General features: G+C 63.7%; 19 protein-coding genes. 3 read left to right on the top strand and 16 right to left on the bottom strand.

Annotated elements, in window-relative coordinates:
* The first annotated feature begins 1 nt into the window (after position 1).
* The gene (locus tag ACEN9H_RS04400; RefSeq protein ID WP_056136242.1) at positions 2–472 is read left to right on the top strand and encodes a flagella synthesis protein FlgN; all 471 of its coding nucleotides are present in this window, start codon (positions 2–4) and stop codon (positions 470–472) included.
* Here ACEN9H_RS04400 and ACEN9H_RS04395 read toward each other — a convergent pair.
* The 7 genes from ACEN9H_RS04395 to flhF form a co-directional block, all read right to left on the bottom strand.
* Positions 469–2,928 (bottom strand): putative bifunctional diguanylate cyclase/phosphodiesterase, encoded by a 2,460-nt coding sequence (locus ACEN9H_RS04395; protein WP_413673890.1) that lies wholly within the window; start codon positions 2,926–2,928, stop codon positions 469–471. The genes ACEN9H_RS04400 and ACEN9H_RS04395 overlap by 4 nt on opposite strands.
* Positions 2,929–3,249: 321 nt before the next feature.
* Complete coding sequence (locus ACEN9H_RS04390) at positions 3,250–3,651, bottom strand: hypothetical protein (protein ID WP_371767791.1); 402 nt, start codon at positions 3,649–3,651, stop codon at positions 3,250–3,252.
* Between the two features lie 59 nt (positions 3,652–3,710).
* On the bottom strand, positions 3,711–4,445 hold the full coding sequence (gene motD / locus ACEN9H_RS04385; RefSeq protein ID WP_413673889.1) for a flagellar motor protein MotD: 735 nt from the start codon (positions 4,443–4,445) through the stop codon (positions 3,711–3,713).
* A 9-nt stretch (positions 4,446–4,454) separates the two neighbouring features.
* Complete coding sequence (locus ACEN9H_RS04380) at positions 4,455–5,198, bottom strand: flagellar motor protein (protein WP_413673888.1); 744 nt, start codon at positions 5,196–5,198, stop codon at positions 4,455–4,457.
* Complete coding sequence (locus ACEN9H_RS04375; RefSeq protein ID WP_160410172.1) at positions 5,189–5,908, bottom strand: RNA polymerase sigma factor FliA; 720 nt, start codon at positions 5,906–5,908, stop codon at positions 5,189–5,191. Before ACEN9H_RS04375 ends, ACEN9H_RS04380 begins: the two co-directional genes overlap by 10 nt.
* Before the next feature lie 30 nt (positions 5,909–5,938).
* A complete protein-coding gene (locus ACEN9H_RS04370; RefSeq protein ID WP_056328492.1) occupies positions 5,939–6,754 on the bottom strand; it encodes a MinD/ParA family protein in 816 nt (271 codons plus the stop codon).
* Positions 6,747–8,198, bottom strand: a complete 1,452-nt coding sequence (gene flhF, locus ACEN9H_RS04365; protein ID WP_413673887.1) for a flagellar biosynthesis protein FlhF — start codon at positions 8,196–8,198, stop codon at positions 6,747–6,749. The genes ACEN9H_RS04370 and flhF overlap by 8 nt, the downstream gene beginning before the upstream one ends.
* A 446-nt stretch (positions 8,199–8,644) precedes the next feature.
* On the opposite strand from flhF, the gene ACEN9H_RS04360 reads away from it, so the two are divergent.
* Positions 8,645–8,884, top strand: a complete 240-nt coding sequence (locus ACEN9H_RS04360; RefSeq protein WP_056136227.1) for a hypothetical protein — start codon at positions 8,645–8,647, stop codon at positions 8,882–8,884.
* Positions 8,885–8,958: 74 nt separating this feature from the next.
* Here the strand turns inward: ACEN9H_RS04360 and ACEN9H_RS04355 are convergent, their stop codons facing one another.
* The 3 genes from ACEN9H_RS04355 to flhB form a co-directional block, all read right to left on the bottom strand.
* Positions 8,959–10,113 (bottom strand): MraY family glycosyltransferase, encoded by a 1,155-nt coding sequence (locus tag ACEN9H_RS04355; RefSeq protein WP_413673886.1) that lies wholly within the window; start codon positions 10,111–10,113, stop codon positions 8,959–8,961.
* Positions 10,114–10,356: 243 nt separating this feature from the next.
* Positions 10,357–12,489: a flagellar biosynthesis protein FlhA gene (gene flhA, locus ACEN9H_RS04350; RefSeq protein WP_056328481.1), complete on the bottom strand. Its 2,133-nt coding sequence runs from the start codon at positions 12,487–12,489 to the stop codon at positions 10,357–10,359.
* Between the two features lie 140 nt (positions 12,490–12,629).
* Positions 12,630–13,814 carry a flagellar biosynthesis protein FlhB gene (gene flhB / locus ACEN9H_RS04345; protein ID WP_413673885.1) on the bottom strand — a complete coding sequence of 395 codons (1,185 nt, stop codon included), beginning with the start codon at positions 13,812–13,814 and terminating at the stop codon, positions 12,630–12,632.
* A 342-nt stretch (positions 13,815–14,156) separates the two neighbouring features.
* Here flhB and ACEN9H_RS04340 point away from each other — a divergent pair, with 342 nt between their 5' ends.
* Positions 14,157–14,477, top strand: coding sequence for a hypothetical protein (locus tag ACEN9H_RS04340; RefSeq protein WP_056328475.1), 321 nt, complete (start codon positions 14,157–14,159; stop codon positions 14,475–14,477).
* 93 nt (positions 14,478–14,570) lie between these two features.
* Here ACEN9H_RS04340 and rfbC read toward each other — a convergent pair whose 3' ends face one another.
* From rfbC to ACEN9H_RS04310, 6 genes are all read right to left on the bottom strand, one after another.
* Positions 14,571–15,122 carry a dTDP-4-dehydrorhamnose 3,5-epimerase gene (rfbC, locus tag ACEN9H_RS04335; RefSeq protein ID WP_413673884.1) on the bottom strand — a complete coding sequence of 184 codons (552 nt, stop codon included), beginning with the start codon at positions 15,120–15,122 and terminating at the stop codon, positions 14,571–14,573.
* 7 nt (positions 15,123–15,129) lie between these two features.
* Positions 15,130–15,999 (bottom strand): glucose-1-phosphate thymidylyltransferase RfbA, encoded by an 870-nt coding sequence (gene rfbA / locus ACEN9H_RS04330; RefSeq protein WP_413675551.1) that lies wholly within the window; start codon positions 15,997–15,999, stop codon positions 15,130–15,132.
* Between the two features lie 18 nt (positions 16,000–16,017).
* Positions 16,018–16,905, bottom strand: a complete 888-nt coding sequence (gene rfbD, locus ACEN9H_RS04325) for a dTDP-4-dehydrorhamnose reductase (protein WP_413673883.1) — start codon at positions 16,903–16,905, stop codon at positions 16,018–16,020.
* The gene (rfbB, locus tag ACEN9H_RS04320; RefSeq protein ID WP_413673882.1) at positions 16,902–17,963 is read right to left on the bottom strand and encodes a dTDP-glucose 4,6-dehydratase; all 1,062 of its coding nucleotides are present in this window, start codon (positions 17,961–17,963) and stop codon (positions 16,902–16,904) included. The genes rfbD and rfbB overlap by 4 nt, the downstream gene beginning before the upstream one ends.
* 100 nt (positions 17,964–18,063) lie before the next feature.
* Entirely contained in the window at positions 18,064–20,838 is a 2,775-nt protein-coding gene (locus ACEN9H_RS04315) for a YjbH domain-containing protein (protein ID WP_413673881.1), read from the bottom strand.
* Positions 20,839–21,181: 343 nt separating this feature from the next.
* Positions 21,182–22,963, bottom strand: a complete 1,782-nt coding sequence (locus ACEN9H_RS04310) for a hypothetical protein (RefSeq protein WP_156403713.1) — start codon at positions 22,961–22,963, stop codon at positions 21,182–21,184.
* Between the last annotated feature and the right edge of the window lie 65 nt (positions 22,964–23,028).

Here is a 23,028-nt window from a genome sequence, read left to right as displayed (position 1 = left end):
AATGGCCATTGCATCCCCTGGCGCAACCCTGCGCGACGAACAGCAAGTGATCGGTTCCATCGTGGAGCTGATGAAAACCGAGCAACAGTTCCTGATCAGTGCGGATGCGGATGGCCTCTCGACCATCACCCCCAACAAGCTGCAGTTGGCGCAGCGTGCCGCGACCCTGTCGCGCGTGCGCCACAAGGCCCTCGGCGCCGCCGGCTTTCCCGCGGACGAATCCGGCATGGAACCCTGGCTGGCCGTGGGCGGCAACGCCGAGTATCGCGACGCGTGGAACCGCCTGCTGGAACTCACCCGCGAAGCGAAGGAACTCAACCGCGTCAACGGCATGATCGTCAACCGCCAGCTGGGCCAGACCCAGGCGGCCTTGAGCGAATTGCGCGGTCCCGGCGGCGGCGCGGCCGGCGTCTACGGCCCGGCCGGCCAGACGATGTCGACGGGTCCGTCGCGGCGGTTCGTCGTCGGTTAATTCACCAACGCGCCGGTCGCCGTCTTCTCGGCGAACATCCGCTCGATCTGCTCCGGCCACACCGGCGGGCTGAAGTAATAGCCCTGGATTTCATCGCAGCCATTCTCGCGCAGGAACGCCGCCTGCTCGGCCGTCTCGACACCCTCCGCCACCGCTTCCAGGTTCAGCGTATGCGCCAGCGCGATGATGGCGCACGCGATGGCCGCGTCGTTCGGGTCGGCCGTCACGTCGCTGACGAACGAGCGGTCGATCTTCAGCACGTCGATGGGGAAGCGCTTCAGGTAGCTGAGCGACGAATAGCCGGTGCCGAAGTCGTCGATCGACAACGCGACGCCGAGCGCCTTCAGCGAACGGAGCACGCTCGTCGCCTCGCCCGTGTCGCGCATGACCGTGGATTCCGTGATCTCGATTTCCAGGCAGGCCGGCGGCAAACTGCTGCGCTCCAGCGCGGCCTGCACGCGCTGGGCGAGACCGGCCTGCTGGAACTGACGTGCCGACAGGTTGACGGACACGCGCAGCGGCGGCAATCCCTGCGCGCGCCACGTGGCCGCGCGCGCGCAGGCTTCGTCCAGCACCCACATGTCGAGATCGTCGATCAGGCCCGTCTCCTCGGCGAGCGGAATGAAGCGCGCCGGCGGCACGAGGCCCAGCACCGGATGGCGCCAGCGCACGAGGGCTTCCACGCCGATCACGGTGCCGCTGGCCAGGTCGACGCGCGGCTGGTATTGCAGCGCGAACTGGTTCCGTTCGATGCCATGGCGCAGCAGCGCTTCCAGGTCGACCCGCTCGCGGATCGCCTGCGCCATCGCGTCCGTGTGGAAGCGGTAGCGCGCGGGCCCTTCCGCGCGCGCGGCGGCCATCGCCACCTGCGCCATCTGCAGCAATTCGTGTGCGCCGCAGCCGTTTGCGGGCGGCAGTGCGATGCCGACGCTGGCGGCCAGGAACACGCGCTGGCCGTCGAGCAGGAACGGCTCGCGCATCGACTCCAGCAGCCGGGCGGCCAGCGCCGCGGCGGCGGTCTCGCCCGACTGTTTTTGCACGACGATGAATTCGTTGCCGCCCTGGCGCGCCAGCATGTCGCCGCCGGCCAGCAGGCCGGACAGGCGCACGACGCATTCGCGCAACACGTCGTCGCCGCCGCCATAGCCGTAGCCGCTGTTGATCTTGCGGAATTCGTGCAGGTCGAACACGAGCACGGCGAGCGTGCGTCCGTCCTGGCGCGCGGCGGCAATGGCCTCGTCCAGCGTCTCGAGGATGCGGTTGCGGTTCGGCAGGCCCGTCAGCGCGTCGTGCGTGAGCTGCTCGACGAGCGCGCGCTCGAGCCGGCGCCGCTCCGACAAATCGCGCACGATCGCCACCTGCTGGCCGCTCGGCATGCCGGCGCGGCGCACCTCGGCCGGGAAGGCGGCGCCGTACAGGCGGCGGCAGTCCAGCTCGGCGTCGCCGGCTGCGGCGGGCACCAGCACGTCCAGCGGCAGGCCGGCGGCCGTCTCGCGCGACACGCCGAACAGGTTTTCCGCGCGCGCATTCATCATCGTGATGCGCTCTTCCGCCCCGACGAGCAGGATCGCGTCCGGCGCGCATTCCATCAGGCTGCGGAAGCTGGCCTCGCTCTCGGCCAGCGACCGCTCCGACCGCTGCAGCCGCAGGTACGGCGCCTGCACGGCTGCCACCCAGATCGCGCGGTGCAGGCACAGGTAGGCGATCACCTTGTACACATGGCCGACAAAGTTCACGACGTCGTCCGGCCGGACATACAGCGCGAAACTGACGCCACCCAGGGCCATCACGGCCGCCGTGGCGGCCAGGTAGCGGTCGGTGCGCAGGCGGGTGACGAGTGCGCGGCGCAGCAGGAACAGCGCGGCGACGGCATTCAGCACGATCAGCACAAGCTCGCAACCGATCTTGAACGACGTCAGCCCCCGCCCTTCCACATACGTCGCCGGCAGCGCCAGCGGATCGACCACGGCCAGCCAGAAGCCGAGCGCGACAATGCCCAGCGCCGCCAGCAACGCCCAGCCGCGCACGCGCCGGCCGACCGTGCGCTCGCGCGGCGCGAACGCGGCGACGAGCAGCGCCGCGGCACTGACGAGACGGGCCAGCAGCCAGAATTCGATGCCGCATCCGACCGATCCCGGCCCCGCCACGCCGGGCATGCCGTCGACCGACATCAGGTGGCCGATGTCGAGCAGGCCGACAGCCAGCGCACTCGGCGACAGCAGGGCCACGCGGATCGGCATGTCGCGGCCGATGCCGTGCCAGCCCGTGGCAAACACGAGCATCGCCACGACGACGGAAAACACTTCCATCGCCGTGTGCGCCGTCAGGTACCAGCGCGGATCCCACGGCAGCCGCGCCGCGTTGCCGAGCGCGAGCCAGGCCATGAACAGCGCCAGCAAGGTGGTGAGGATGGACAGCCTTACCGTGGACGGAATCTTGCGCGCGTGCCGCCTCATGCGGCCCTGCCCGCGGTTGGCCGGCTGTACGTGCGAAGTCCGCTCACGCGGGATACCTGGCTGTCGTGCTCGATATTCATGTGCTGAAGCGATTGACGCCGTGGGCAAGGCCGCGCCGGCTTGGAAGGAAGATTCTCCAATGAAACTTTAGTATCCAGGGAATCAATAGATGATAGCAGTTTATTAAATGTAGATCGAGCAATACTTACATCAACGTTCAATATGTTGCATCAATGTACCAAATTGAACGCTAACGGGGCGATCTCGCGGCGATAAATACGGTGAATTGCCAGCCAGGCCGCGCCGTAACGTACAGGGACGTCAAGGCGCGATGTGGCGAAACAGCACGGGTTCGGTGACGAGCGGCGTGGTCGCTTCGGGGTGGTGGATGTCGGCCAGAGCCAGGCCGGCGTAGCGCAGTTCATACGTGTGATCGCCGGGCCGGAACGCGTAGTCGGACGTGATGTCGACCGTGTGCGTGTGGGCCGAGTGCGGTGGGAGCTCGAACCAGTCGGCGCCGCCGCGCGCGGCATTGGCGCCGACGTAGGCGATGGGCGCGCCGCCGGGATGCACGCGCACGTCGAACACGCGGCCGCCGGGCCGGGGGTCATCGGTCAGCGCGCGCGGCAGCCAGACCCGGCGCTCGCCGCGGTTTTCCGCCTTGAAGGTGATCCATACCTTGTCGTGCCGCGCGTCGACGCTCAGGCTTGCGTGCAGGTTCATCCGCCCTCCTCCTTCGATCGACATTGCTGTCGCGTTGGAACGATTGTAACGCGCCCCCGTCAGGAATTGGCGCCGGACAGGATCGTGACGGCTACCCGCCGGTTGCGCGCGCGCCCGGCGGGGTCGTCGTTCGAGGCGATCGGCCGGTTCGCACCGCGTCCGACGGCGGCCAGGCGTTCCTCAGCGACGCCGTTCGCCGCGAACAGTCGCACGACGGTCGTGGCGCGCACGGCCGACAATTCCCAGTTCGATGCGAACGCCGGGTTGCCGATCGGCGTGTTGTCCGTAAAACCTTCCACTTCGATGCCGTGCGGATCGGCCTTCAGCAGGTCGGCGACGGTGCGCAGCGTCTCCTGCGCGGTGGGCGTCAGGGTGGCATCGCCCTCGTCGAACAGGGCACTCGCATTGATCTCGAGCGTGACGCCGCGCGCCGTCTGCGTGACGCGCATCTTGCCGGTGTCGACGAGGGGCTTGAGGATGCTGTCGAGCTTTTGCGCCAGCAGCTCGAGGCGCTCGCGGTCGCGCTTGGCTGCTTCCGCGCGCTTGTGGGCGAGGATCGCCGACAGCGGCAGTGCCTCGACCTCGACCATCGTGTTCGACTTGTTCGCCGCGCCGCGGCCGCCGAACGCGTCGCCCAGCGCTTCCGACAGCACCGTGTACTTGCCGATATTAACCACGGACACCGCGTACATGACGACGAAAAACGCGAACAGCAAGGTGATGAAGTCGGCGTAGGAAATCAGCCAGCGTTCGTGGTTCTCGTTGTCCTGCTCGTACTTCTTGCGGCGCGCCATGGTGCCGGATCAGTGTTCGGCCAGCAGGCACGCCACGCGCTCGTCGAGCACGCGCGTGTAGTCGCCGGTGGCGATGTCGTGGAAGACGTCGGCCAGGATTTCGTACTGGGCCACGCGCTCGGAGACGATGCCCTTGATCTTGTTGCCGACCGGGTAAAAGAACAGGTTCGCGAGGCCGACGCCGTAGATGGTCGACACGAACGCGACGGCGATGCCGGCGCCCAGCCTGGACGGGTCGGACAGGTTTTCCATCACGTGGATCAGGCCCAGCACGGCGCCGAGGATGCCGACGGTGGGTGCATATCCGGCCGCCGATTCCCAGATGCGCGCGGCCTGGCGTTCGCGGAATTCGTAGTTGTTGATTTCCGTGTGCATCAGGCTGCGCAGCTTGTCGGGCTGGATGCCGTCGACGACGAGGCGCAGGCCTTTCTGGATGAACGGATCAGCCTTGGCCATGTATTGCTCGAGCGACAGCAGGCCGTCGCGCCGCGCGGACAGGCTCCACAAATGGATTTCGCGGGCCAGCGCCTGGCGGCGGTCCGGCGGGGTGACGAACACCCAGCGCAACATGCGCACGCCGCGCACGAAGGCTTGCGACTTCGTCTGCAGCAGCACGGCGCCGAACGTGCCGACGACGACGATGGCGAAGGCGGCGGGCTGGAACAGCGAGGAAAACTTGCCGCCGTCGAGCGTGTGCCCGACGAAGATGCCGGCCAGTGCCAGCAGGAGACCGAGCAGGCTGGTCAGGTCCACGAGCGCTCCCGCAGATACGTGCGCAGGCGCGCCACGGCCTGGGTGTGCAGCTGCGAAACACGCGATTCCGACACGCCCATCACGGCGCCGATTTCCTTGAGGTTGAGTTCTTCTTCGTAGTACAGGCCCATCAGCATCTTCTCGCGCGGCGGCAACGCGTCGATGGCGTCGATGACGGTCTGGCGGAAGTCCGTGTCGAGCAGGCTCTTCAGTGGGTCGTCGTCGTCCACGGCATATCGGTCGAGGAAGCCTTCGCTGCCGTCCTCGTCATGGAAGTCTTCGTAGTACACGAGCTGGTGGCCGCCGGAATCGCCCAGCAGATCCTGGTAATCGGGCAGCGACAGCTTGAGCGACTTCGCGACCTCCGATTCGCTGGGCGGACGGCCCAGTTGCTGTTGCAGCGTGGCCATGGCCTGCTCGACCTTGCGCATGTTGGCGCGCGTGGAACGCGGCATCCAGTCGCTGCTGCGCAGCTCGTCCAGCATCGCGCCGCGGATGCGCAGCACCGCATAGGTCTCGAACTGCGCGCCGTGGTTCTCCTCGTAGCGGTTGATCGCATCGAGCAGGCCCATCATGCCGGCCTGTACCAGGTCATCGACTTCGACGGACGGCGGGAGCTTGGCCTTCATCTGGTGGGCGAGACGCTTCACCAACGGCATGTGCTCCGTCAGCAGAGAGTTTTTGTCCGCTTTCCCTTTGACCGTGTACATGGTTCCAGTAATTAATTATTCTTCGCCGCTTCAGGCGGCCCGTCCCTGCTGCATGCCGGTGCGCGCAAAGCGCCCGGCCAGGCGGCGGAACGCCACCGAAGCGCCGGCCAGCGGGAATGCGTCGACCACGGCGCGCCCGAGGCGCGCGGCGCGGTGCAGGTACTCGTCGGCCGGTACGGAGCCCATCGAGGTCAGGGTTACCGCCAAGTAACGAGTTGCCGCAGATGACATATTATCGTATACCACCTTCGCCTCGGCTTCGGTAGCGCCCGTGACAAGGATACCGAACGGACGGCGGCCGAGATGCTGCGACAAACGCTTGATCAGCGCATAGGCGTTCGTGATCGACGCGGCGCTCGTCGACACCTGCACGACGATCTCGGACGAGGCCATGATCGGCACGGGGAACGTGCCGCCATCCGAAAATTCCGAAAATTCGCCGTCGACCATGATGATGCTGCCGGCCTGCTTGACGAGCACGTCGAACGTCTTGGCCAGGCGTCGCGCCTCGTCCGCGCTGGCGGGTGCCATACGCGCCATCGTGGCGACCGAAAAGCCCTGCGGCACCGGGTGGATGACCTGGTTCAGCGCGCATTCCTGGCGCGCGACCTGCAGCAGGCTCGGGCCACGGTCGACGCCGAGACGCTGGGCCACGCCGTAGTCGCGCGTGCAGGCGTCGACGATCATCACGTCATTGCCGGACTGGGCCAGCGAGGCGCCCAGGTTGACGAGCATGGCGCCCTTGTCGTCCTGGGGCGTCGCGGAAAGGAAGGTCACGATGCGCGGCTTGGGGCCGGCCAGCATCCGGCGCAGGCCCTCCGCTTGGTCGAAGTCGAAACTAGCCAACGTACACCTCGCGCAGCGAACGGTCGTTATTCAGGTTGCCGAGGCCGGCCATCATCAGCGGCAGGTCGGCGTCGGCGATCTGCGCGGCGGCATCGCGCCTGGTGCGGAAGGCGCGGTCGACCAGCATCGCGCGGTCGGCCAGGTGCAGGTCTTCCGGCACGCGCTGGCCGTTGGAGATGTAGTGCAGGTTCAGCTTCTGGCGCACGAGCACGTCCAGCACGTTGCCGATCGACGCGGCTTCGTCCATCTTGGTCATGATGGCGCCCGCGAGGCCCGTGCCCTGGTAGGCACGCACGACTTCGTTCAGCGTCTCGTTCGTCGACGTCGCGTTCAGGCACAGCAGGCGCTTCACGTCGGCGCCCGACTCCGTCAGCATGGCGACCTGCTCCGTCACCATCTGGTCGCGCTGCGACATGCCGATCGTGTCGATCAGCACGGTGTGCTTGTTGCGCAGTTCCTTCAAGGCGATGCGCAGGTCGGCCTCGTCCTTCACCGAATGCACCATCACGCCCAGGATCTTGCCGTAGATGCGCAGTTGCTCGTGGCCGCCGATACGGTAGGCGTCCGTCGTGATCAGCGCCAGCTTTTCCGGACCGTGGCGCATCACGCAGCGTGCCGCCAGCTTGGCGGTCGTCGTCGTCTTGCCGACGCCGGTCGGGCCGACCAGCGCGAACACGCCGCCGCGGTCGAGGATCGCATCCTCGTCGGCCATCGTCGTGATGTTGCGCGCCAGTACCGTCTTGACCCAACGCAGCGACTCGGCGGCATCCTTGCCGGCCGGCAGCTTGTCGACCAGGTAGCGCGACAGGCTCGCCGAGAAGCCGGCGGCCAGCATCTCGCGCAGCACGGCGGCCTTCTGCGGCTCGCGCTGCTGGGTGGTGCCCCACGACAGCTCGGCCAGTTGCGATTCCATCATGCCGCGCATGGCGCGGATCTCGTTCATCATGCCGTGCATTTCGGCGGCGGCGGATTCTTTCGCCTGGGCGATCGCGGCCGACATCATCGCGGTCATCGCGGCCATGTCGAAGGCTGGAATGTCCGCCGCTTGCGGGGCGCGGCGGTTGGCGTAGGTCGGTGCCACGGCCGGTGCGGCGGGCTCGTCCATGTCGTACAGCGAATTCATCGGCTGGCGCGCGGCCGGGGCTTCCTGGAAAGCGCGCGGTGCCGGGCGGGCTGCCGGACGCGGTGCCGGGGCCGGCGCGGGAGCCGGCTCGAAGTCGTCGAACGTCGGCTCCTGGATGCGCAGGTTCGGGCGCGGCGCGGCCATTTCCGATTCCGGTGCCGGGGACGCCAGCGACGCGACGTCGTCGTTGTCCAGTGCCAGGATTTCGACCACGCCATCGACCGGGCGGTTCGACAGGATGACCGCGTCCGGTCCCAGGGCCTCGCGCACTTTGCGCAGGGCTTCCCGGGAAGTCGCCGCTGTAAATTTCTTCACGTTCATCGTTGTTCTCCGCTCTTGCTGGCTTGGTTCGCTATCCGGTCACGCGGGCACAGTCGCCCATTCACAGTGAGGATTATTGACGATGCCGGTAGGAAACCATCGCGGGAAAAGGATGGGGAAAGGCGCTTATTTCATCCATGCGGCGCGGATGGCACACCTGCACAGATCGCTATAAAAGTTAATTGCCACGTAAATACGATGGTGAGAAAATTGGAACACAGCAACAAGATCATCGGAACGATCACAATCTGTCATCTATGAGACAATTCTCAAACAGTCAATTGTTCAATCTTTAATATTTGTGACTAATTTGACATCATCGGCGTAACAAAACGGAACGAATCAGTGTCTTGATCGCAAATTGTGTTCAAATGTAACAACAAATTTTATGGTCGTGCTAGACTGCGTAAACACCGTGTACTTGGCTTACATCGAAAGGCCAACAGATGAAACTGAGAATACCGAAGCGCCAACCCGGTACCCCCGGTGCTGAAGCTGCCCTCGTTCATTTCTGCGAGATGCTGGACCGCTGTATTCCCATCTTGCGTACCGTATTTCTCATTGCAGGGGTGCTCGCCGCAGCACTGAAGGTCGGGCGAACCGCCGACTTCCTCTTTGCCACGGGTCTCCTCTTCCAGTTTGCGATGTGGTTCAACGACTGGTGGATCAGGACACGGGCTCGCTGACACTGTTCAAGACATAAAAAAACCGCGGTCTCGATGTGAAACCGCGGTTCTTGTAATTTGGCAGCACCAATTCCTCAGCGCACTTCAATGCCAACGTCGAGGGCCTGCTCCGCCCTGTTGGCGCGCCGCACCGTCCAGCGTCCACGCACGAGACGGCCATATACCGCGATATACAACACGACCTGGGCAACCACGATCGCCACGGCCGCCGGGGTCGACTGGCCGAACCAGACGCTGACTGCCACACAGGCCGCCACCGCCGGCGCCATGAAGCACGGCACCATCGCGTTGCGCTTCCAGGGACGAGCGGCGTCACGGCGCACATATTTGAAAACGAGACGGCGGAACACGAGCCCGTGCAGGTGCAATGCATCCGGCGCGCCCGGGCTGACCTTGCGGACGAACTTGCGGCGATAGATGCTGAACAGCACTTCGATGATCGGATAACCGCAGATAGCGAGAATTTGCCAGGCGCTCAGTTCCGGATGACGCACCAGCAGCAGGACCGCCATTTCCGACACCCAGAAACCGAGGAAATACGCCCCGCCATCGCCGAGGAACATTTTCCCGGACGGATAGTTCAGCATCAGGAAGCCCAGCGTGGCGCCAGCGCACAGCGCACCGAGTATCGCGACGAAGCTGTCGCCGACCTGCAGGCCGACGGCAGCCAGGCCGATCGCCATGATGATGATCGTACTGCCCGACAGGCCGTTGAAACCGTCGATGATGTTGATGGCGTTGGAACCGCCTGCCACGAACACTGCAGTGGCAACGATCGCCAGCGGCGCGATCGTCAGCAGCGCATCCAGGCCCCAGATGTCCAGTTCGCCGACAGTGGCCCCCAGTGCGAGGCTAGCCACCAATGCGCTCAGCGCGGTGGCGACAAGACGCACGCGGACCGACACGCGCTTGGTGAAGTCCTCGATCAGGCCTGCCAGGAAGGCCGGCAGGCTGGCGCCGAGCAGCAGATAAATGCGCGATGCGCGGCTGGCGCTCACCTGGCCTGGAAAGATCTGCTGGAAAAGCACGAAGCCGAGCAGGATGCCGCCTATCACGGCCAGGCCGCCGATACGCGGCACGGCAGTGGTATGGACCTTTTGCACGCCGCCCAGGTCGTGGTCGTGCGTCAGGCGTCCATGCCACTTTTGAGAACGGACGATGAGTTGGCTGATGACGAAACTCGCCACCCATGCGGTCAACCCAAGCAATACAAACTGGTATTCCGGCATCTTTTACTTCCTGTACATTCGCAGACTGTCTTTGCAGCGCGTTGGGCAAATGACGATTGAGGGGTACATGACCGATTCGGCTGGGAGAACCGGTCTACTCAGACTGATTTCTTGAGCGTGCTAAGCGTTAGAGCGCAAGGATGTTAGCATAAATCAACTCTACCAATCGACTTTTGGCACGATTGACGAAGTGATTGTTGCGCTGCGGCCTCGAAAGATTCCCAACAAATTTCTTTATACCAATCAATTGGCGCCAACGAGGCTCGTGACACGAATTGTCTTGGATTCGGGAATTTCCGAGTGTGACAAGACCTTGAGCTGCGGCAACGCCCGACGCAGGAACCGCGACAACAGCGTCCGCAGCGGCCCCGGCACGAGGAGAACCGGCGTCAGTCCCATTGCCTCTTGTTGCTGCGCAGCATTGGCAGCCTGCTGGACGATCGTGTCGGCCAGGCCAGGCTCGATGCCCGTGCCGTCGCCGCCGGCGTTCAGGGCCTGCACGAGCAGGCGTTCGAGGCGGTTGTCCAGGGTCATCACGGACAGTTCGTTCGTGCCCGGGAACAATTGCTGCACGATGGCGCGGCCCAGCGACACACGCACCAGCGCGGTCAAATCGTTCGGATCGTTCGTGCTGCCCGCATGCTCGGACAGCGTCTCGATGATCGTGCGCATGTCGCGGATGTGCACGCCTTCCTGCAACAGGTTCTGCAGCACTTTCTGCAACGTCGACAGCGACACGACCTTCGGCACCAGGTCTTCGACCAGTTTCGGCGCATCCTTGGCCAAGTGGTCGAGCAGCGCCTGCACTTCCATGCGGCCCAGCAGTTCCGACGCGTGCGTCGTGATCAGGTGGTTCAGGTGCGTCGCGACGACCGTGCCGGCGTCGACGACGGTATAGCCCATGCTCTGCGCGTCGTCCTTCAGCGCGGCGTCGATCCAGATGGCCGGCAGGCCGAATGCGGGGTCCGTCGTCACGAGGCCCGGCAGGGTGCCGCTCGCCATGCCCGGGTTGATCGCCAGGTACTGGCCGTTCATCGCCTCGCCGCTGCCCACTTCGACGCCCTTCAGCGTGATGCGGTAGGCCGACGGTTTCAGCTCCAGGTTGTCGCGGATGTGCACCGGCGGCGCCAGGAAGCCGACTTCCTGCGCGAACTTCTTGCGGATGCCCTTGATGCGCTTCAGCAGTTCGCCGTTCTGCGTCTTGTCGACGAGCGGGATCAGGCGGTAGCCCACTTCCAGGCCGAGGGTGTCGACCGGCATGACGTCCTGCCAGGTCGCTTCTTCCTGCTCCGCGGGCGTGGTGGCTGCCGCGGCGGCGCCACCGCCGGGCGACCCTGCCGGGCCCGCACCGCCGCCCGCGCGCTGCAATTCTTCCGGCGGCATGTTCTTGCGGCGCTTTTCCAGCAGATAGGCACCACCGAACAGCGTGCTGCCCAGCAGCAGGAACACGAGGTTCGGCATGCCCGGGATCAGGCCCATGCCGCCGATGATGCCGCCCGTGATGTACAGCACTTCCGGTTTCGCGAACAGCTGGCCGACGACTTGCGAACCCACGTCCTTGTCGCTGGCCACGCGCGAAACGACCATACCGGCCGCGATCGAGATGATCAGCGACGGGATCTGCGCGACGAGGCCGTCACCGATGGCCAGCAGCGTGTAGTTCTTGACGGCGTCGCCAAAGGCCATGTCGTGCTGGACCATGCCGACGATCAGGCCGCCGACGACGTTGATCACGGTAACCAGGATGCCGGCCACGGCGTCGCCGCGCACGTATTTCGACGCACCGTCCATGGCGCCGTAGAACTCGGCTTCCATCGACACTTCGGAGCGGCGGCGCTTGGCGTCCTCTTCGCCGATCAAGCCGGCATTCAGGTCGGCATCGATCGCCATCTGCTTGCCGGGCATCGCGTCCAGGGCGAAGCGTGCGCCCACCTCGGCGATACGGCCCGCACCCTTGGTCACGACCGTGAAGTTGATGATGGTGAGAATGATGAAGACGACGAGACCGACCGTGTAGTTGCCGCCGATCAGGAAGTGGCCGAATGCCTCGATCACCTTGCCGGCCGCGGCGCCGCCCGTGTGGCCCTCGGTCAGCACGACGCGCGTGGACGCCACGTTCAGCGACAGGCGCAGCATAGTCGTCACGAGCAGCACGGCCGGGAATGCCATGAAATCGAGCGGCTTGACCGTGTACAACGCGGTCAGCAGCACGATCACGGACATCGCGATGTTGAAGCTGAAGAACAGGTCGAGCGCGAATGCCGGCAACGGCAGGATCATCATTGCCAGCAGCAGGATGATCAGGATCGGCGCCGCCAGCGCGTTGCCGCGGGCACCGATCTTTTGCAGCCAGGCTGGCACTCTGAAACCGTTCATGCGTACTCCATCATTCAGGGATACGCCATTATTGCTGATGCCCCACGGAAACTATGCGGGAAGGAGACGGGGAATAACGTCGCAATTCGTGGGTGGGAGGCCCTCCGCCCACGCGTGACGCACGCGATGTGCTGGCGTAATCAGTGCGGCGTACCGGGTCCGGCATCGGTACCCGGCTTCTGCGACGCGGGGTTGAACGGGTCCATTTCCGGCGGAACCGGCAGTTTCTTCGGACGGTCCGGATACTGGTCGAGCGTGCCCTTGCTGTAGGCGCGCAGCTGGAAGACGTAGGCCAGCACTTCGGCCACGGCCGAGTACAGGGCTTCCGGGATCTCGTCGTCGATTTCCGTGTGCTTGTACAGCGCACGCGCCAGGGCCGGCGCCTCCAGCAGCGCGACCTTGTTTTCCTTCGCGATCTCGCGGATCTTCGCCGCGACTTCGTCGGTACCCTTGGCCACGACGCGCGGCGCGCCCCGCTGCCCGTCCGCGTACTTGAGCGCAACGGCGAAGTGGGTCGGGTTGGTCACGACCACGTCGGCGGTCGGGACGTTGGACATCATGCGCTTCTGCGCCATCTCGCGCTGCATCTGGCGGATCTTGCCCTTGATCTGCGGGTTGCCGTCCGATTCCTTCGATTCCTGGATGACTTCCTGGCGGGTCATCTTGAGCTTGTCGGCGTAATGCCACATCTGGTACGGTCCGTCGAGGATGGCGATGGCGCCCAGCGCGCCGACCATGGTCAGGAATGCCTTGGCGAGGATGCTGCCCAAGTGCGGCGCGGCCGTACCGAACGGTTCGACGACGAGGCCGATCACGGCATCCTTCTGGCTCATCACGACGAACCACGCGACCGCGCCGACGAGCAGCGTCTTGGCGACGGCCTTCAGCAGCTCGACGAGCGCATTGGTCGACACCATGTTGCCCAGGCCGCGCATCGGATTGAGCTTGCCGAAATTGGGCGTGAACGCCTTGGCGCTGAAATTCCAGCCGCCGATCAGCAGGGGCGCCGCCACCATCATGAGCATGACGGCGCCCGCCAGCGGCAGGCAGGCCAGCAGCACGCGGACCACGTCGGCGAGAACGCGTTCGACCAGCACGTTCGGGTTGTAGATCTGCTCGCGGTCGAGCGACAGCCCGCGCTCCAGCACGGACGACAGCGTGTTGACGAGCCCGCCGCCCAGCATCCACATGCCGGCGCCGGCCGTCATCAAAACGGTAAAAGTGGCAACTTCGCGCGAGCGGGGAATGTCGCCGTCTTCGCGCGCCTGCCTCAGTCGTTTCTCTGATGCTGGTTCGGTCCGTTCCGCGTCGCTGTCTTCCGCCATCCTGCACTCCGTTACCTTGGTTCAGGCTGGCATTATTCCAGATGTTGCCGCAGACCTAGAGAAAAAGAAGGACGGCAAACAGCCTGCATATCGTGTTTACGATGTGCATTTTTCTACGGGCATACCAATGTGAACACACAACACACTCGGTAAAAGTGATAGGAATGTGTTCCACTATCTGTCAAAATTGCAAATTGCTTATGTCGAAAAAAGATGACATTTTCGGCTGAGCTAGCCATAAAACCGGCATTTGATGAATCAAAGCAATGTTGGCTTGCTATATAATGAGTCAAGCAACATTGCCATGCGCAGGTGCCCCGTTAATCGAACAAAGGATACGAAATGAAGAAATTTCTCGTCACGACCGCCATTCTGAGCCTGCTGTCGGCCCAGGTCCTGGCTCAAGAAGCCGCTACCGCCAACGCGGGTAACACTGCCGCTGCCGGCCAGACTGGCACCGCCTCGGGCTCCGCCGCAGGCACCGGCACCGCTGCCGGCACTGCGGGCACCGCCGCAACGGGTACGGGCTTCATGGGCACGACCGCGATCGCTGGTTTGTCGGTTGGCACCGTGGCCGCGATCGGCGCCGCTGTCGCCGCCGTGGCCGTCGCTTCGTCGGACAACGGTTCGACCACGAACCACTCGACCACGACGCACCACTGATCCACACCGGAACGCGTGCGCGTTCCGGTTTGGGCACTGCAAGGAAATCGGCCGCAACAGCGGCCGTTTTCTCTGGCAGGTACTGCCCCGCGCTCAGTCGAACACTTCGGCTTGCGCGAGCAGTTTCCCGGCCTGGTCCTTGGCCGCCAGCTGCGGCACGAAATCGATGGGCCAGCCGATGCCGATGGCCGGATCGTTCCACGACAGGCTGCGCTCATGCTCCGGATACCAGTAATCCGTCGTCTTGTACAGGAATTCGGCGGATTCGCTCAGGACGACGAAGCCGTGCGCGAAGCCCGGCGGCACCCACAGCTGGCGATGATTGTCCCCGCTCAGCTCCACGCCCACCCAGCGGCCGAAAGTCGGTGACGACTTGCGCAGATCGACCGCGACATCGAACACGCTGCCCCGCACCACCCGCACCAGCTTGCCCTGGGCATGCTGGATCTGGTAATGCAGTCCGCGTAATACCCCCTTGGCCGACTTGCTATGGTTGTCCTGCACGAACTGGGCGTCGACGCCGGTGGCCTGGGCAAAGTCGCGCGCATTGAAGCTTTCGTAAAAGAAGCCGCGCGCGTCGCCGAAGACTTTCGGCTCCAGTATCAGGACGTCTGGAATGGCGGTCGGGGTAACGGTATAAGGCATGGGCGGACTATTTCAACAGGTTCAAAAGATAATTGCCGTAGCCATTCTTGGCCAGTGGCGCCGCAAGCTGCTGCAGGGCGGCAGCGTCGATCCAGCCCTGGCGATAGGCGATCTCTTCCGGGCACGCCACCTGCAGGCCCTGCCGTTTCTGCAAGGTCGCAATGAAGCTGGCCGCCTCCAGCAGGCTGTCGTGCGTGCCGGTGTCGAGCCAGGCAAAGCCGCGGCCCATGATCTCGACATTCAGCTTGTCGCGCTCGAGGTAGCAGCGGTTGACGTCGGTGATCTCCAGCTCGCCGCGCGCCGACGGCTTGATGTCGGCCGCCACGTTGCACACGTCGTTGTCGTAGAAGTACAGGCCGGTCACGGCATACGACGATTTCGGCGCCTTCGGCTTTTCCTCGATGCTCAGGGCACGGTGGTCCGCATCGAACTCGACCACGCCGTAGCGCTCGGGATCCTGCACGTGGTAGGCGAACACCGTCGCGCTGTCGGTGCGCTCGTTGGCGCTGTGCAGTTGTTTTACAAGATCGTGGCCGTAAAAGATGTTGTCGCCGAGGACGAGCGCGCTCGGGTCGTTGCCCACGAAATCCTTGCCGATGATGAAGGCCTGGGCCAGGCCGTCCGGCGACGGCTGGACGGCATACTGGATGTTCATGCCCCAGCGGCTGCCGTCGCCGAGCAGTTCGGCAAAACGGGGCGTGTCCTGCGGCGTGCTGATGACGAGCACGTCGCGGATGCCGGTCAGCATCAGCGTGCTGAGCGGGTAGTAGATCATCGGCTTGTCGTAGACCGGCATCAGCTGCTTGCTGACGGCCTGGGTCACCGGATACAGCCGCGTGCCGGAACCGCCGGCCAGGATGATGCCTTTACGCTGGATTTGGGACATGGCTGCCTCTCACAGGATTTGCCGGAGCACGTGGCGCACGCCTTCCTGCCACGGCGGCAGGCGCAGGTCGAACGTCGTGCGGAAGCGGGTCGTATCGAGCCGCGAATTGAGGGGACGTCTGGCCGGCGTCGGATACTGCTCGGTCGCCAGCGGCGCGACGGCATCCACACTTGCCTTGAAATGTTTACCGGCCGCCAGCGCCTCGCCGATCACGAATTGCGCATAGCCGTGCCAGCTCGTCTCGCCACCCGCCGCGACGTGATACGTGCCGTAGGGGAAGCCGGTGCCACGCGCGCGCGCATGCTCGCGCACGAGGTGGGCGCTGAGGTCGGCCAGCAGCGCGGCCGGCGTCGGGGCGCCGAACTGGTCGGCGACGACGGTGAGGGTCTCGCGCTCGCCCGCCAGGCGCAGCATCGTCTTGGCAAAATTGCCGCCGTGCGCGCCCACGACCCAGCTCGTGCGCAGGATCAGGTGGCGCGGATTGGCGGCCGCCAGGCCCTGCTCGCCTTCCAGCTTCGTGCGGCCGTAGACGCTCTGCGGCGCCGGCACGTCGTTTTCCGTGTAGGCGCCCTGCTTCGTGCCATCGAACACGTAGTCCGTCGAATAATGCAGCACGAGCGCACCCAGCTTCGCGCCTTCCTCGCCCAGGATGGCCGGGGCGACGGCGTTGACGGCACGGGCCGTCGCTTCGTCGGACTCGGCCTTGTCGACGGCCGTGTACGCCGCCGGATTGACGATCACGTCCGGTGCGACGCGGCGCACGAGCGCGCGCAGCGCGTCGGCGTCGGCCAGGTTGCAATCCTGCGTGCCGACGGCGACGACTTCGCCGAGCGGCGCCAGCGCGCGCTGCAGTTCGAAGCCGAGCTGGCCGTTCTTGCCGGTCAGGAGAATCTTCATGCAGCACCGTACTGTTGGCCGACCCAGGCACGGTAGCTGCCGCTCGTCACGTGCTGCACCCATTCCTGGTTGTCGAGGTACCACTGCACCGTCTTGCGGATGCCCGTCTCGAACGTCTCGGCCGGCTTCCAGCCCAGCTCGCGCTCGAGCCTGGTGGCATCGATCGCGTAGCGGCGGTCATGGCCGGGGCGGTCCGTGACGAACGTGATCTGGGTCGCGTACGACTGGCCGTCCGCGCGCGGGCTCAGTTCGTCGAGGATCGCGCACAGCGTCTTGACGACGTCGAGGTTGGCCTTCTCATTCCAGCCGCCGACGTTGTAGACCTCGCCCAACTGGCCCCCTTCGAGCACGCGGCGGATAGCCGAGCAGTGATCCTTCACGTATAGCCAGTCGCGGATCTGCTGGCCGTCGCCGTAGATCGGCAGCGGCTTGCCGGCCAGTGCATTGTGGATGCACAGCGGGATCAGCTTTTCCGGGAAGTGGTAAGGACCATAGTTGTTCGAGCAATTGGTGGTCAGCACCGGCAGGCCATACGTGTGATGGTAGGCGCGCACGAGGTGGTCGCTGGCCGCCTTGCTGGCGGAATACGGGCTGTTCGGTTCGTAGCGGTTCGTCTCGCGGAACGCGGGGTCGTCCTTGCCGAGCGAGCCGTACACTTCGTCGGTCGACACGTGCAGGAAGCGGAAGGCGGCCTTGCGGTCGCCCGGCAGCGCGCCCCAGTATTCGCGCACGGCTTCGAGCAGGTGGAACGTGCCGACGATGTTCGTCTGAATGAATTCGCCCGGGCCGTGGATGCTGCGGTCCACATGGCTCTCGGCCGCGAAATTCACGACGGCGCGCGGCTGGTGTTCCTGCAGCAGGCGCCGCACGAGGTCCACGTCGCCGATGTCGCCCTGCACGAAGATGTGCCTGGGGTTGTCGCGCAGGCTCGCCAGGTTCTCGAGGTTGCCGGCATACGTCAGCTTGTCGAGGTTGATGACCGGCTCGTCGGTCAAGGCGCACCAGTCCAGTACGAAATTACTGCCGATGAAGCCGGCGCCGCCTGTCGTCAAAATCATATAGTCACTCCCCGGTTGACAGATCCGCACGGGCCGGTCGAGCGCCAGGTTGGCCGGCCCGGATATCCGGTGCCACCGCGCGATCAAAGATTACATTTTATCAATAAGTCCCGAACCATGCCACGCTAACGGAGTTCGTGCCCGGCGTCACGGCGAAGCTCGAACGCACATTGTCGCGCTGCGCCTGCCACAGCCAGCCGCCCACGGCCATGCCGAGCACGCTGCCGGCCACGACGTCGGATACCCAGTGCTGGCGTCCGGCCGTGCGGCCCAGCGAGCCGGCGGCGGCCAGGCCGTACAGCCACGGAGCATCGTATTCCTGGGCGAACGGCGTCACCGCCGCGAACGCCACGCTGGCGTGATTGGACGGGAACGACGCATTCGACTTGTCCGCGGCCTTGCCCCACTGCCCCTTCCCGTCGATCGGCCGGGCACGTCCGGCGATATGCTTCGCCCCGATCGACAGGGCCGCGGCCCCGACGACCGATTCGAGCGAGATGATACCAATGTTCTGCATGCGCGCATCGCCAAACGCGACGGCCCCGGCCGCGGCGCCTGCCAGGACGACCGGCGTCGCCTTGCCGATATTGTTCCAGGCCCGCGCCACGCTGGAGCCCTGGTGCTTCTTCATGAACCGATCGACCGGCTTGTCGAGCAGTGCGCTGGCCAGGATCGCGCCGCCGCCGATGATGGCGCCGTTGCCCCATTGCGGCAGGGTCGGCGTCGACTTGACGGACTGTTCCACGCGCATGCGGAACAGCGGCCACGGATTCGGCAGTGCGTCGACCGGCGGATTCACGGCCGGCAGGTTCTGCTCGTCGCGCCGCTCGGCGAAGTTGCCGAGGCCGTCGAACGTGTTCAAGTCGCGGCGCGGCTGCTCGACGAGATCGTACAGGTCGCCCGGGCTCGCCACCATCTGGCCGACGTCGCGGGTCCATGGCGACAGGGCCACGCCTGCGGTGGTCTGCGTGTCGGACAACAGCATGATGTTCAGCGGCACCGACAGGAAGATACCCTTGTCGTTGTACGGGTTCGACGGCGAGCCCGGGTTCGTGATGTCCTTGCCGCTCGTCTTCGTGTACCAGGCGCCGATTTCCACACCGGACGGGAAGCGCCGCTTGAACTCCATGCGCACGCCGTTGTCCTTGGCGAGGAAGCGGCCGGCGCGGGCCGTCGCGGTGACGTCGTACGGCAGCTTGTAATGCAGGGACGCGAAGCCGCTGACGGTCTGGTAGTCGCGCTTGTCGAACCACCCTTTCACGCCGCGCTGCTGCAGGGCGTCGACGTTCACGTCGGCGGCCCAGCGGCTGTCCTTCGGCAGGTACAACACCTGGCCGCCGATGCCGCGGAACATCTCTTCGTACAGACCGCCGGAGACGCGCGCGTACACCCGTTCGGACGGCATCATGTACTTGTTGAGCATCAACCGGTTCAGCTTGAAACGGCCGCCGCGCTTGTAGTCGGCGATGTCCGAGCGCACGTGGGGCAACAGGCTGTTGGACGCCTGCGTGACGCCCGACACGGTCTCGTACACGGTGAGCTTGAAATCGCTGTTCAGGAACAGGCCGGGGGCCAGGCGGCGGTCATAGGTACCTGCAGCCCACAGTTCGTAGCGCAAGGCGCCGCTCGGGTCGTTGAAGAACATCGACACCTTGGGATACACCTTGAAGCGGTTCGCCTCGCGGTCTTCCGATGCCAGCTGGACTGTGTTGCCGTCCTTGCCGACCTCCACTTGCAGAGAGCCCTCGTTCGCGACGGCAACCAGCATGCCGTGCTGGTCCTCTCCGATCTGATCGCTCGGCTGGGCATAACGCACGATGACCGTCTGCAGGAAGGCCTCGCGATTCGACAGCCCGGTCAAATAGTCAGTCAGACTCTGCAGATCGGTAAATTCATACGTCGCGATGGGCTGTTCCAGTTTCGTGTACGCGATTTGCATCCGGCGCGTGCCCTGCGGCGCGAAGGCGAGCGCGGTACGCGCCGCACGGCCGACCGCGCGGCCGAGATTGGAGATGCGACTGTTCGTCAACGACAGCTTCAGCGTGCCGTCTTCGAACGTGACGCGGACGTTCTTGAAATCCTGCTTGATCAGCGCCTGCACGAGCGCGGCGCCATGGCTGGGCTGCTGCTGCCATTCCTCGCCCGTGACGCGCGGCGGCGCCTGCTTCGGGTCGAACGGGGCAGGTTCGTACAGTTTGGGGACGAATTCGCGTTCGCCGAACGGGATGCTGAGATAAGCGTTGGCACTGAAATGGTCGCGATGCCGGGCGACCTGGGCGCCGAGCCAGCCCCAGCGGTATTCGAGGCCGACGGCGGGGCCTTTCCGCCGCTGGCCAGCGGCGGTTTCGCGGGCACGGAAGTCCTTGCTGTAATCGTTGGCGTCATATTCCGCGACGACAGCCCAGCGCGGCGCTGCCAGCGGCACCCAGCGCACGCCGGCGAACACGCCATCCGGCCTGCCGTGGCCGACACCAAGGCTGGCCTCCATGTTACGTGCGGCCCCGAACGTCTTGGTAGCCACAACGTAATTACCCTTAAATAGTTCTGTTCCCAGCGCATCGGTAGTGCCGATGGAAACGCCGGGCATCCAGCCAGATTCTTCAAAAAGCTGTAGTTTGACGTCCACGACCTTGTCTTTGTAGCGGCCGTAACCACTACCATATGTTCCCGCCCGGTCATTGAAACCGGAAATACCATTGATTGCGACATATCGGCCGGTCACCTGCAGAAACGGCAGCACCGTTGCCGTTGCCCAAAACGTGGCATAAGGCTGATCGTAACTGTAGCCAGTATTGAATGTGCCGTCCGGCTCAACCCATGCCGCCGGCATATTAATGTAGCCAGACTGTCCCTGAACCGTCGGTGTCGCGCCCATGGCATTTGCTGTGCCGAACAAAATCCAGCCACACCACGAGCGTTTTAAAGAAATTCGTAATACGGATAACACATCAAATCCTATTGACATTGCCGGCAGAACTCTCTGTAGAAATGCGTGCCGAAGCCGGCAAACTTAACATTGTACCAAGTCCCAAATTTGACAGCAATTACTTTGCCACATCATTGCCCGTCATATACTTGGGTCAGCCAATGTGAAGCTATCAGATGGAAGGATTCTTGAGGACCTTGCGAAGTTACTCACAAGTCTTACTTACGTGCATCCTGATTGAAACTCGCCTTGCAACTGACTGCCGTGGCGATCGACAGCAGGCCAGCTTTCGTCAGAATTCGTAGTAATTACCATCATTCGCCTTGATAAATGAGAGCATACGGTTTGGTCCAAGACCAGTTCTCGAGATGGGTCGTCCCGACTTGCTTCGAATATTACCGGACGTCAAGAGCGATATTTCAGCGCCACCTTCAGGAAACAACAGAAATATTGGCGAACCATTCAATCCGTCCTTAAAGTTCTTGATTACGACATCATGTCGTGCCGCTGCCAAAGTAGTAAGTTGATAATTTGCAAAACTTAACCCATCAACCGGATCGACGGCATCGATGGACTCACCCATTAATGCCCCGACGTTTCCGCTTTGCTGCCAGAACTTGAAAGCGTTCTCTCTTGCGCATCCGACTATTCCACTCTTCGGCTTGTAAGCCGCCAGCGGTTCCGATTTCCTTTGAGGAAGTGCAATAATTCCCTCTCCACCGTGATCCGAATACTCCAGCCCATCCCCGTGCGCATCAGCCGTCGAGAAATTAGTGCAGGTAATACCATAATCGCGCACAATCGATTTTCGGTTATCCTTGCCGCCAGCCACTGTCAACCGCATCGAGTTGCCGACGCCGGCCGCCGGAATGTTGCCCAACATGACCTTTCCAACAGTTTGATAGACACGCACATCGATGACAGCAGCGTCGATACCGTTACCAAAATCGATGCTGCCGCCGTTACAGCCCCGGATAACGGTATCGATTTTGTAGCCGATACAAGTCTTGGTACCTCCCACAAATTCAATTCCCTTGGCGTTCGCTCCTCCCGGCGCGAACAATTCGCCACCAAGGATTTCACACTCTCCCGCAGCGATACGCATTTGTGAAATTGCGCCCCCCTCTAAGGCAGAATTCGTGAGTTTGACGGCGCCTTCAGCCATTAATACGACGCCTGACGTGCTTCCCCATGCATGAAGCTGATCAATATATTGCGGATTCGCTTTAGTGGTAAGCCATACATTCGGCTTGAGCGCACTTTTATCCCTAAGATTGTTGTTGAAGCAGATCACCCGGCTCCACTGAGCATCATGCGGTCCATCGATTTTCATCGCAGACAGCCCACAGTTGTAAACCTTCAGGCAATCGTACCGGGCCTCCACGAACCCGTCTCGATATCCGCTGTCCGGTGCGGTACCTGGAGTTTTCCACTCAGTGATAATTCCGCACCCCCCGAAGGCACGCACATGCAGATCGTCGGCCAGGGTAAATCCATAGCCGTACAACTGGATTCCGTTCTGGCTGGTGCTGCCGGATGGGACACCATTTGCATTAAGAACGCCCTCGAGCGTCATGCGGCGAATTGCGCAACGGCTGACGCCCCCGGGGCTCCCTGTCCCGGCGAGCGACGCATAATCTTTGGACTGGACGAGAGGCAGCGCGGGATTTACCTGTCTGAGCGTAGTACCGGCCGACGATGCACCTTGCCACTCAACCTTACTGTATATGATGAGCGTGCCGTCGACGTAAATGATCCCGCCTCCGGGAAACTCCAGCATACCGCCCCCGGCTTCGCTCAGAAAGCGCGAAGCGGCATTGATTGCAGCGGCGTTCTGCCGGGCCTTCGCCGGATCTCCCACGATGACACCACCAGCGAAGCGTGGCTCTCCCACATGCACTCCACCCTTGCCACCAAGTACGTTTTGGCCGGCACCGTCAGAGGCTTCTCTTCCTTTTGACTCGGATGCATCCGTTTGCAGTGCCCTTGCAGCGGTCTCTCGGCTAAGTAATGCGGCCGTGACGCCAAATCCCAAGAATATCGAGCGCCTCGCTTTGCTGAAAATATCCGTCATGGCAACCCACTATAAGTTCACTTACCGAGCTCCTGTGCCGCAAGATTACCCGGCGTCACAGTATC

It is taken from the genome of Massilia cellulosiltytica (assembly GCF_047325105.1).
Taxonomy (GTDB): Bacteria; Pseudomonadota; Gammaproteobacteria; order Burkholderiales; family Burkholderiaceae_D; genus Telluria; species Telluria orientalis.
The sequence above is the reverse complement of the archived record's forward strand: the minus strand, read 5'-3'. Positions and strand labels throughout refer to the sequence as shown.